The sequence below is a fragment of the Agrobacterium sp. 16-172Ci genome (assembly GCF_053522725.1).
In genome coordinates this window covers 1-913 of sequence record NZ_JBNWBW010000070.1, presented here as the reverse complement: position 1 = coordinate 913, position 913 = coordinate 1, and the positions used below count along the sequence as shown (strand labels likewise).

1 protein-coding gene and 1 pseudogene are annotated in these 913 nt (G+C 60.2%); both read left to right on the top strand.

Annotated features, from left to right (window positions below):
• On the top strand, positions 1 to 653 hold a 653-nt coding region (locus tag ACQZ40_RS25725), incomplete at its 5' end, for a carbohydrate ABC transporter permease (protein WP_448748913.1).
• A gap of 12 nt (positions 654 to 665) precedes the next feature.
• Positions 666 to 913, top strand: a pseudogene (locus ACQZ40_RS25720) (carbohydrate ABC transporter permease); the annotation flags it as partial.

The following is a 913-nucleotide window of genomic DNA, read 5'->3' as shown; positions in this document are numbered from 1 at the left end:
TGATCGTCGGCGGTGTGCTGCTCATCACGGTGGTTGGCGGCATCGCCATTGCGCTTCTGCTCGACAATGACATTTTCGGCCAGGGCATCGTGCGCATCATGATCATCTCGCCCTTCTTCGTCATGCCGCCGGTGGCAGCACTGGTCTGGAAGAACATGATCATGCATCCCGGCTACGGGGTGCTCGCCGATCTCTCGCGTTTCTTCGGTTTCCAGCCCGTCGACTGGTTCGCGCAGTTTCCGCTCTTGTCCATCATCATCATCGTCGCCTGGCAATGGCTGCCGTTCGCGACGCTGATCCTCTTGACCGCCCTGCAGTCGCTCGATGGCGAACAGAAGGAAGCGGCCGAGATGGATGGCGCCAACTTCGTCAACCGCTTCATCTACCTGACGCTGCCGCATCTGTCGCGCGCCATCACCGTCGTCATTCTCATCCAGACGATCTTCCTGCTCGGCGTTTACGCGGAAATCCTCGTCACTACCAATGGCGGCCCCGGTTACGCCTCCACCAACCTTGCCTTCCTCATCTATCGCACAGCACTTCTGGGCTACGACGTCGGCGGCGCTTCGGCCGGCGGTATCATCGCCGTCATCCTCGCCAATATCGTCGCCATCTTCCTGATGCGCGCCGTCGGCAAGAACCTCGACCGGTAAGGGGGAAACATCATGGCCCGCAAGACAACCACTCGCGCAAAGATCGGCTTCTCCATCGCGGCCTGGGCCGTGGCGCTGCTGCTGTTCTTCCCGATCCTTTACGCCTTCCTCACCTCGATCAAGACCGAGCCGGAGGCAATCGCCGGCTTCAGCCTCATTCCGTCGGGCACGCTGGAAAACTATGTGACGGTCCAGACCCAGCGCGATTACTTCAAGCCGTTCATGAATTCGGTGGTGCTGTCGCTCGGCTCGACGATCAT